Origin of the sequence: Steroidobacter sp. (assembly GCF_016790065.1) — a bacterium.
In the GTDB taxonomy this organism is placed as follows: domain Bacteria; phylum Pseudomonadota; class Gammaproteobacteria; order Steroidobacterales; family Steroidobacteraceae; genus Steroidobacter.
Genome location: NZ_JAEUPY010000549.1, coordinates 1 through 9849 on the forward strand (window position 1 = coordinate 1; position 9849 = coordinate 9849).

Annotated in this window: 8 protein-coding genes; 5 read left to right on the plus strand and 3 right to left on the minus strand. The window is 61.0% G+C overall.

Features of this window, described 5'->3' with window-relative positions; translation table 11 throughout:
* Positions 1-190: 190 nt before the first annotated feature.
* Positions 191-1456: an MFS transporter gene (locus JNL55_RS22670; protein ID WP_293859346.1), complete on the minus strand. Its 1266-nt coding sequence runs from the start codon at positions 1454-1456 to the stop codon at positions 191-193.
* A 117-nt stretch (positions 1457-1573) separates the two neighbouring features.
* On the opposite strand from JNL55_RS22670, the gene JNL55_RS22675 reads away from it, so the two are divergent.
* Complete coding sequence (locus JNL55_RS22675) at positions 1574-2140, plus strand: DOMON-like domain-containing protein (RefSeq protein ID WP_293859348.1); 567 nt, start codon at positions 1574-1576, stop codon at positions 2138-2140.
* A complete protein-coding gene (locus JNL55_RS22680) occupies positions 2137-3339 on the plus strand; it encodes a DUF1343 domain-containing protein (protein ID WP_293859352.1) in 1203 nt (400 codons plus the stop codon). The genes JNL55_RS22675 and JNL55_RS22680 overlap by 4 nt, the downstream gene beginning before the upstream one ends.
* Positions 3340-3396: 57 nt before the next feature.
* Here JNL55_RS22680 and JNL55_RS22685 read toward each other — a convergent pair whose 3' ends face one another.
* Entirely contained in the window at positions 3397-4647 is a 1251-nt protein-coding gene (locus tag JNL55_RS22685; RefSeq protein ID WP_293859355.1) for an MFS transporter, read from the minus strand.
* A 69-nt stretch (positions 4648-4716) separates the two neighbouring features.
* A complete protein-coding gene (locus tag JNL55_RS22690) occupies positions 4717-6771 on the minus strand; it encodes an MDR family MFS transporter (protein ID WP_293859358.1) in 2055 nt (684 codons plus the stop codon).
* A 273-nt stretch (positions 6772-7044) separates the two neighbouring features.
* On the opposite strand from JNL55_RS22690, the gene yjjJ reads away from it, so the two are divergent.
* The 3 genes from yjjJ to JNL55_RS22705 all read left to right on the plus strand — a co-directional run.
* Positions 7045-8391: a type II toxin-antitoxin system HipA family toxin YjjJ gene (gene yjjJ / locus JNL55_RS22695; RefSeq protein WP_293859361.1), complete on the plus strand. Its 1347-nt coding sequence runs from the start codon at positions 7045-7047 to the stop codon at positions 8389-8391.
* Between the two features lie 176 nt (positions 8392-8567).
* The gene (locus JNL55_RS22700) at positions 8568-8858 is read left to right on the plus strand and encodes a DUF3649 domain-containing protein (protein ID WP_293859363.1); all 291 of its coding nucleotides are present in this window, start codon (positions 8568-8570) and stop codon (positions 8856-8858) included.
* Positions 8855-9849 (plus strand): PepSY-associated TM helix domain-containing protein (locus tag JNL55_RS22705; protein WP_293859365.1); only part of this gene is annotated, 995 nt, incomplete at its 3' end. The genes JNL55_RS22700 and JNL55_RS22705, both read left to right, overlap by 4 nt.

Sequence of the window (9849 nt, forward strand, 5' to 3'; positions counted from 1 at the left end):
GCTCCTCCAGGCAGCGTCGAAAAAGAGGGACCTTTTCGTCGCAGTGCGCCCAGGGATGGGACCCAACGAGACGCGCGACAGCGCGGCTGCAGGGGGGCACGGTGCCAGGAGGAGGGACGTCCCTCGACGCTGCGCGACCCACCGACGCCTCCGACTCCGACTCCGACTCCGCATCCGCATCCGCACCCAGTCAGCGAACACTCCTAACAGGCAAGATAGTGACGGAAGCAAGCAGAGCAATGCTCCCAGCGATAGCAAACAGCCAAGTGTAATTACCACCGGTGAGCGACAAAATCACCGGCGCGACAGCCGGCGCAATCGCCTGAGGCAACGCATTCGCGACATTGAAAATGCCTAAATCCTTGGCAGCATCGCGCCAGCGATTCGGCAACACATCGGTGACCAACGCCAAATCAACGGCGAAGTAAATGCCGTGGCCAATGCCGGTGATAGTCATGCCAAGCAGGAAAGTCGGATAGTCCGGCGCCGCGGCGATGACCCACAAACCCAACGCATACACAGCGCCGCCGATCACCACAAAAACCTTGCGCCGACCGATCGCATCCGACAGGCGTCCGCCGAGAATGCTGACGGCGATGATGGCCACCGTCTGCACCAAGATGCCTTGAAAGATCAGAGTGGGAATGCGGGCCGGGTCATGGCCCAGCTTGTCGATCAGATAAAACGGTTGATAGGTGTTCAGAAACGCCGTCCCCAACACCAACAACAACCGGCTGAGCCAAGTCCAAGCGAAGTCCGGATGCTGCCGCGGATTCACCCAGTAGATGGCCAGCAAATCACGCCAGCCCAACGACGTGACCGTGCCCGGCGCCAAGCGACGATCTTTTAGAAACAACGCGAACACCAGAATCAGCACCACGCCAATCGACGCCGGCACCATGAACATGAGCAATGTCGACGTCGCCACGTACTGCACGAGAAACGTGCCGGTGACTTGCCCCAGCGGCAAACAAACGCCCATCACACCAGCAACAGTGCCGCGCTGTTCAGCGGGAACTTGATCGGGCAGCACGGCAATGATCGCCGCCAGCACGGCATTGAACGCGAGCTGCGCCAGACACCATCCCAGTAGCACCATCGGGATGCTGTCCGCAGTAGCAATCAGCAGCAACGCCAACGCGCCACAGATCACGCCGCCGATCAACCAAGGCCGCCGCATGCCAAAGCGCGACGTGGTCCGATCGCTCATACGACCGAACAATGGATTGCCGAGCAATGCGAAGAACGCACCGAGACCCAACACGAGTGACAAGCTCGAAGCGGCGCTGTCAGGCGCGAGGTGCCGCACCTTCAGAGCAATAGTCACGAGCACCGGCGTGAGCAACGCCAGCCACGTACCTGTGTAGGCCAGCGCGTGTAGCGTGATGAACCCCCATCCCACGCGCGCCTTGTGCTCGACAGCTGCGGACGATGCCGGCTGCTCTTGTGAATGCATGCCGCGCAGAATGCCCGGAAGCTCACACCTCTCACAAGCCCATTTTGTCGCGTGGCACGGCAGTTCTTACAGCTGGCACGGGCGGCATTCAGCCGGCGAGTGGCATAGAATAGGCGCATGCATGCCACGCCCCTGTTGCTCCATCCGTCGACGCCGAACGACGTCCTGACCGGTATCACGGTCGAGGTGGACTCGCTCACCGCCGACTTGCTGGTGCTGTACTACCGGATCGCTGGCGACATCGATCGGTTGCAGCTGCCGGCGCAGGCCGCCAGCAAGTTCCAACACGAGCTGTGGAAACACACCTGCCTGGAAGCGTTCATCGCGCTGCCCGACAGCGATGTGTACTTCGAATTCAACTTCTCACCCTCGAGCCAATGGGCCGTGTATCGATTTGACGGCTATCGCCAGGGCATGACCCCGGTGCATCCAGCAGTGCCGCCGCGCGTGATCATGCGTCGTCGCGAAGGCGAGCTGGATGCGGACGTCGACATTCATCTCGGCGCCATTCCGGGACTGACCGCGGACGAGATCAAAGGTCGCGAGCTGCGACTGGCCGTGTCTGCCGTGACCCAGGATGAGCAAGGCAGGAATTCTTATTGGGCGCTGGCACATCCGCCGGGCAAGCCTGATTTTCATGATCGCGAGGGCTTTGCCTTGGTGCTGGCCGGAGATTCTGTATGAAGTTCGGTATCGATCGGCTGCTCGAAGACGCCTCGCTGCGTCGTGAGTTACAAGGCAAACGCGTCGCGCTGCTGGCACACCCTGCGTCAGTCACCACGGATCTGACTCATTCGTTGGATGCGTTAGCCGCGGCCGGAATCAAACTCACCGCCGCCTTCGGACCGCAACACGGCCTGCGCGGTGACAAGCAGGACAACATGGTCGAGTCGCCGACCTTCAACGACCCGGCGCACGGCATTCCGGTCTTCAGCTTGTATGGCGAAGTGCGCCGACCCACCGACGCGATGATGCAGCCGTTCGATGTGCTGCTGGTCGATCTGCAAGATCTCGGCTGCCGCATCTACACCTTCATCACCACGCTGCGCTATGTGCTGGAAGCCGCAGCCAAGCACGGCAAATCGGTGTGGGTGCTCGACCGCCCCAATCCCGCCGGCCGACCGATTGAAGGTCTGCGACTGCATGCTGGTTGGGAAAGTTTCGTCGGCGCCGGTCCGTTGCCGATGCGTCACGGCCTCACGCTCGGCGAGTTGGCGCATTGGTTCGTGCGCACACTCAAACTCAACGTCGACTATCGCGTGATCGAAATGCAAGGCTGGGCGCCGGAAACCTCGCCGGGCTTCGGCTGGCCGTTGGGCGAGCGAACCTGGGTGAACCCCAGCCCCAATGCGCCGAATCTGTGGATGGCGCGCGCCTATGCCGGCACAGTGATGTTGGAAGGAACCACACTCTCGGAAGGCCGCGGCACCACTCGCCCGCTCGAACTGTTTGGCGCTCCCGACATCGACGCCAACAAAGTGCTGGCAGAGATGCAGTCGTTAGCACCGCAGTGGTTGCGCGGCTGTCGTTTGCGCCCCTGCTATTTCGAGCCGACGTTTCATAAACATGTCGGGAAACTCTGTGCAGGGTTACAAATCCACGTCGAAGACCCGAGCTACGACCACAACGCATTCCAGCCGTGGCGCTTACAAACATTGGCCTTCAAGGCAGTGCGTCGCTTGCAGCCCGACTATCCGTTGTGGCGCGACTTTCACTACGAATATGAGAAGGGCCGGCTCGCCATCGACATCATCAACGGCAGCCCGCTGTTGCGTGAATGGGTAGACGATGCGCAGTCCACTCCGGCCGACCTCGATGCGCTGACTGTGCCGAATGAGAAGTCGTGGGCCGAAGAACGCCGCGACTTTCTGCTCTATCGCTGAGCGCTGTCGGAACAGCCTGCGACTGCAGTAGTTCACGCCGCACGCACGCGGCTCTATTTATTGTTTAGAGCTGCGTGCGAGCAACACTGCAGTGAGCGCGATCAGGGCCACTGCGCTGAGCGCCAGCGAGTAATGGATGCCAATGACCGCACCCATCAACCCCACTGTTACGCCGCTGAATGTTCTCAAGCCCAGCGCCATCATCGAAAACACGCCCAGCACGCGGCCGCGAATGTCCGCCGGCGCATTCAATTGCACCAACGTTTGGGCCATGGAGTTGAACGACAGATCCATGAAGCCGGCGACGAACAACAGAATCACCGCCAGCGAATACATCGACGACATCGCAAACCCGGCCAGCGACACGCACCACAAGATCGCTAGAACCATGGCTGTGCGTGGATTCGGTTGCAACCAACCGCGGCTCTCCAAGATGAAGCCGGCGGTCAGCGCGCCAACCGCATCGGCACCGAGCAGCACGCTATAGGAAAGATCTGCATTGCCATGCCCGAGCGAGCGCGCGAAATCGGGCATCTGCGGCAAGTAGGCATTGCCGATAAAGAACGACGCGCCTCCCGAAAGCACGATCATCGCTCCCAGGGTGCTGCGATGCTCGGCGATCCGTCGCAGCGTCGATGTCACATCGCTGACCGACAGCAGCGCACGCCGCGGCGGACCTTGGCCAATAGCAGCACGCGAGTACGGCGCTCGCCACAACCAGATGATGGTAGGAATGTAGATCAGCGCATTCAGCAAAATGCCGTGCGACGGCCCGAACAGCATCAACAACAAGCCACCGATCGCCGGACCGCCGAGCATGCCGAGCTGGCGCGAAGTTGCATTCAAGCGCACGGCGCTCTGCAGATGCTCAGCGGGCACGACGTGATGAAGCAGCACTTGCGAGCTCGGCGTCCACAATACGCCGGCGATACCATGCAGCGTCAGCAACGCCATGGCGTGCCACATCTCCAACGTATCGGTCAGGAACAGCACGCCCCACGCGACCGACACGCCCATGAAAATCACCATGCCGATCTGGATCAGGCGGCGCGGATCGAAATGATCGGCGAGCGCGCCGACCGGCATGGACAGCAACAGAAACGGCAGCCAATGCGACACCACCGCGAACGCGCCGAGCGCGTTCGACTGAAACTTCTGGAACATGATCCAGTAGCTGATGACGTGCTCGATGCTGTCGGCCATCATCGCGGCGGCAAAGCTGAAGAAAAAGCCGCGATAGCCAGGGTGCTGCAGGGCTGCGAACGAGCGACGGGCGGGCGCCGGCGGAGCGGCGGTGGGATTATTCATCGTGACAGGGGCGGGAGCGCGGGGCCGGCAAGTTTCGCATGGGGCTCGCCCCCGCAGTTAAATAAACTGTTAGTCAGCCGGTCCTGCAGCCGCTTGGGCAGAATCGGCATGCGCCTTGGACCGCAGCGGCAGCTCGGGAATGAACAACACCACCAGCAACGCCAAACCGACGATCCATAGTGCGCGCTCCAGCATGTGAGCAATCGCTCCTGCGAACGCGACTCGCATGCCGCGATGTATGTTCTCGACCAGCTGATTCGCGTATGCCGTCATCCCAGCCTTCACTGCCTGCAGCGCCAGCTGAGCACGCTTGGCGACCACGGCATCTTCGGTGGCCAGCAAGCTGTCACGGAACAACTTCGCGACACCGGCAATGAGCTGCGGCTCATTCCACGCTCGCAAAGGAATATTGGCGAGCTGTTGTTTCATGGCCGTCGACAGATTTGGATCTTCCAACAATCGATCGCGACCGTCCTCGCCATCTTTCAGCTCGGCGACCAGCGCGTCGGTGCGCTTGGCCAACTCATCGTTGGTACGTGCGCGAATGCCGCCATCTCGCAACGGCGCCTTGAGCGCTTCGGGCAGCCGCGAGTCGCCGAGCACCTCCTCCACCGCTTTGGGATCTTCGCCGTACGCACGTTCGATCACGCGATATCGCTCATCGAGCGCCGTCTGCACTCGTTCGCGAATTTGCTCCACGTTCATGGCCTGACTCTGCGCATGCGCCAGGTCGAGCTGGGCCACGGCAGCGCCTGGCAATTGCGGCACGTGCTTGGGCAACTCAGCCGTGAGCGCGTGCGTAAGAAACGTTCCGAAGATGGCCACGCCGACGGTCGAGCCCATCTGCCGGCTGAACTGACTCATGCTGGTGGCGACGCCGACTTGATTGGCGGGTGCGGCATTCTGGATCACCAGGCTAAATAAGGTCTGCGCCGGGCCCAAGCCCAAACCGGTCAACACCAAGCGCCACGCCAGATCACGTTGCGTGGTATCGGCGGTGATGCCGGTCAACGACATCACGCCGATCAACAGCATGACGCCGCCCGCGACCATGAGCAGCTTGTACTTGCCGGTACGCGTCACGATGCGGCCCGAGAGGATGCTGCTGAAAATCAGCGCGAGCATCAGCGGCAACAACGACACACCGCTCTGAGTCGCTGACACTCCCTGCACCACCTGCATATACAGCGGCATGAACATGACCACGCCGAGGAACGCCATGCTCATCACGAACGAACCGAGCGTCGCGATCCGGAAGGTGGGAATGCTGAACAGATGTAACGGCAGAATGGGCTCGCGAGCCCGCGACTCGACCCAGAGAAAAACAGCCAACGACACTGCCGAGACGCCGAACAAACCCAGAATGTGTGGCGAATTCCAAGCGTAGTGCGTGCCGCCCAACGTCAATGCGAGCAAGGCGGTCGCCGCCGTCAGCACCACCAACACCGCGCCGAGATAGTCGATCTCGCCACCGCCGCCTTTTCTGAGCACCGGCATGCGATACACGATCATGAACAACGCCAACGCGCCCAGCGGCAGATTCACATAGAACACCCAGCGCCAGCCGGCGATCTCGTAACCCGCCACGGTCACCGAAGCATGATCGGTGAAAAAGCCGCCGATGAATGGCCCGACCACCGTAGCCAGACCAAACACCGAGCCAAATACACCGAACAATCGACCGCGCTCGCGAGGCGGATATAAATCGGCCATCACTGCGAACGACACTGTCATCAACGCGCCGGCGCCCAAGCCCTGCAGGGCGCGGAACACCACCAGCTGCATCATGCCGTCGCCCAACACCGGCAAGCGGCCGAACTCGCCGCTCAAGCCGCACAGCGCCGAACCTGCCAGGAACAACAACACGCCAATCACCAGCAGCGGCTTGCGGCCGTACTGATCGCTCAACTTGCCATAGAGCGGCACCGACACCGTGGAGGTGAGCATGTACGCCGTGGTCACCCACGCATACATCGAGAGCCCCTGCAGCTCCTCGATGATTCGCGGCATGGCGGTGGCGACGATGGTTTGATCCAACGCGCTCAACAGCACCACGACCGCCAACGCCGCCAGCGTCAGACGCCGTTCGGCGGACGTTATTTGTAGATCGCTCGAGTCGTTCAAGGGTGGGTTGGGAGTCGCAAAAAACGCCGCAGAGCTTAAACCGTCCATCGACGCCCCGCACCACGAGGTTGGCCGGCCGCGATGGCCCCGACCGACAGGCAGCACCGCCCTCCTGAGCCGGTAAAGGCTGGCCCAAAGCCCAGCCGTCCTCGATGCATTAATCTATTCACCAGAGCCGATTTTCAAATCATAGCTATTTGAAATTAGTCATAAAATTTTACATTTATTCATTCCAGTATCTATTCAAAAATCTATTTAGTATGCTGATTCCCCATGGCTATCCTAGAGGACCTGCTCAGATTGCTGGCTGATGGCGTTTCCCCCGGTTCGGCCCTGGTGGAAGCGCTCGGAATTTCACAGCCCACGCTTTCCAGACTCATCAGCCCACTGGTCGGCGCCGAACGCATTCTCAAGATCGGAGCCACGCGAGGCGCTCGCTATGCCTTGCGACGAGACATTCGCGGCACAGGGTCCGCCTGGCCGTTGTTTCGTATCGATAGGACCGGCGCTTCGCATGCTGTGGGCACGCTATATGCGCTTGCGGCCGATCAGTTTTATTTCGAAACGCTGGACAAGGACGACTTCACACCCTCCAAACTCGCCTCGGGCTTGCCGTACTTTCTGCAGGATCAGCGGCCGGGCGGATTTCTCGGCCGAGCTATTCCTCGACGCTACCCAGAATTGAATCTGCCGCAACGGACCGGCGATTGGACCGACGATCATTATCTGCTGTATTTCACTCAGCACGGCAGCGAGCCGCTGAGCGACTTGATCCTGGGTGAGGCGGCGCTGACGGAATATTTGTCCACGATCGCGCGGCGGCAGCCACTGCGCGACCGAGCAACTGAGTTTCCTCGAATGCTCAGAGCGGCCATCGACGGCGGACTCCCGGGTTCAGCGGCGCACGGCGAACATCCGAAATTCGCGGCGCTGATCGGCGATGAACGCGGGGTCCGGCAAGTGCTGGTGAAGTTCTCGCCGCCGCTCACCAATCCCATCGGGCAACGCTGGTCCGACCTGCTGGTGGCCGAGCACATTGCCCACGTGCTGCTCTCGAACGCAGGCATCGCTGCCTGCCGCTCGAGCATTCATCGCTTCGACAATCACACGTATCTCGAAGTCGACCGCTTCGATCGCTGCGGCATCGAAGGCCGCCTCGGGGTGACGTCACTGTTCGCCATCGACTTGGATCACTACGGAGCCTTGGATAACTGGATCGCGGCGGCGGCACGAATGAGCAACGCGCGGTTGATCGATGCAGCCACATTGGAACGAGTGCGGCTGCTCGCGACCTTCGGCGCGCTGATCGCCAACACGGATCGTCACTTCGGCAACCTCAGCTTCTATGACACTTACGACGGTACCTTCACGCTGGCACCCGTCTATGACATGTTGCCGATGCTGTTCGCCCCCGAACACAATCAGATCGTCACTCGCTCGTTCGCTCCCGCCCTGCCGACTGCGGACACGATGACGTGCTACGGACAAGCCCGGCGATTGGCGGAACAGTACTGGCGCACCATCATCGCTGACGAGCGCATCAGCGCGGACTTCCAGCGAATAGCCGCCGAATGCCTGGCCGCCCTGGAAGCGCTGCCACGAATCGGGCCTTATTCATAAACGGCAACGACCCGTCCGGCCGCCGGTCATTGGCTTTCCCAAATAAGAATGACTATCATCGCCGCCTCATCCGGGACTAGCCCGCATCGGAGCCTGTAAGGACACCTGGGCACCCGCCAGCCATCCCTCAACTGTCGTTCGCGCCCCAGTGGCGCGACCCGAAGCTTGGCTTGCTCATGTCGTCGTTGACCGCTTCATATCGTCTTGCCGTCGCCTCTCGAGCGCTGGCCGCCATCGTTGGCGGCTATGCGTTGACCGCACTGGCAACCTTTGCGTTGGCTCGCTTGCTGCCCTTGGCCAGAGCGGAAGCGTCGATGACGGCAACGCTGTTGTCGTTCGTCATCTATGCCTGTGTCGTGATCTGGGTATTCGCCACTCGCACCGCCTGGCGCGCGTGGCTAGGAATCGTTGCGCCGGCAGCCGTGCTCGGCGCGCTCGTTTGGTTGCAAAGTTTGGTGTCGACATGAAAGAGGGCTTTCGCCAATCGATGGCGTGGCTGCATACCTGGTCCGGCCTGGTGGTGGGCTGGATCCTGTTCGCGGTGTTCGTGACAGGTACGCTGAGTTATTTCCGGCCCGAAATCTCACATTGGATGCGGCCGGAACTGCGCGACGTCAAAGCTCATCCGGACGCCGTCGCCAAAGCAGTGGCCACGCTGCAAGAACGTGCGCCGAACTCGTCTCGTTGGTTTATTTCCTTGCCAGATGCGCGCGAACCAGTGATGCGCGTGACTTGGCGCGATCCCAAGGCCGGGGAAGGTCGTCGCGGCTTCAAGAACGCCGTGCTCGATCCAACCACCGGCGAAGAAGTGAAGGCGCGTGAGACACGCGGCGGCGATTTCTTTTATCGCTTTCATTTCGAACTGAGCATGCCGGCGATCTGGGGCCGCTGGGTGGTGGGCTTCTGCGCCATGTTCATGTTCGTGGCCATCATCAGCGGCGTGATTACTCACAAAAAGATCTTCAAAGACTTTTTCACGTTCCGCCCGAAGAAGGGTCAGCGCTCGTGGCTCGACGCGCACAACGCGGTCGGCGTGCTGGCGCTGCCCTATCACACCATGATCACGTACACCGGCTTGGTCACGCTGATGTTCATGTACATGCCGTGGGGCGTGCAGGCCAATTACGGCGACAACCGTGCGGCCTTTTTCGATGAAGCGTTGTCTGTGAACGCGGATACCAAACCTGCGGATCAACCCGGCACACTGACCGACATCGAGCCCATGCTCGCGGCAGCTCAACGTCATTGGAACGGCGCCCACGCAGCGTCGATCTCTGTGCTCAATCCAACCGATGCAAACTCACGCGTCGAAATCCGTCGTGACAATGAGCGCCGGCTGTCTCACGGCAATCAAACAGTCGTATTCGCTGGCACCACCGGTGAACTGATCGAAGCCGCGGGTGATCCGGCCGCCGCCACGCAAACGCGCGATGTGCTCTACGGACTGCACATGGCCAA

Bases quoted from the DNA above. Each gene is read 5' to 3' on its own strand.
- JNL55_RS22670 (WP_293859346.1), bottom strand. From the start codon at position 1,456: ATGCATTCACAAGAGCAGCCGGCATCGTCCGCAGCTGTCGAGCACAAG.
- JNL55_RS22675 (WP_293859348.1), top strand. From the start codon at position 1,574: ATGCATGCCACGCCCCTGTTGCTCCATCCGTCGACGCCGAACGACGTC.
- JNL55_RS22680 (WP_293859352.1), top strand. From the start codon at position 2,137: ATGAAGTTCGGTATCGATCGGCTGCTCGAAGACGCCTCGCTGCGTCGT.
- JNL55_RS22685 (WP_293859355.1), bottom strand. From the start codon at position 4,647: ATGAATAATCCCACCGCCGCTCCGCCGGCGCCCGCCCGTCGCTCGTTC.
- yjjJ (WP_293859361.1), top strand. From the start codon at position 7,045: ATGGCTATCCTAGAGGACCTGCTCAGATTGCTGGCTGATGGCGTTTCC.
- JNL55_RS22700 (WP_293859363.1), top strand. From the start codon at position 8,568: ATGTCGTCGTTGACCGCTTCATATCGTCTTGCCGTCGCCTCTCGAGCG.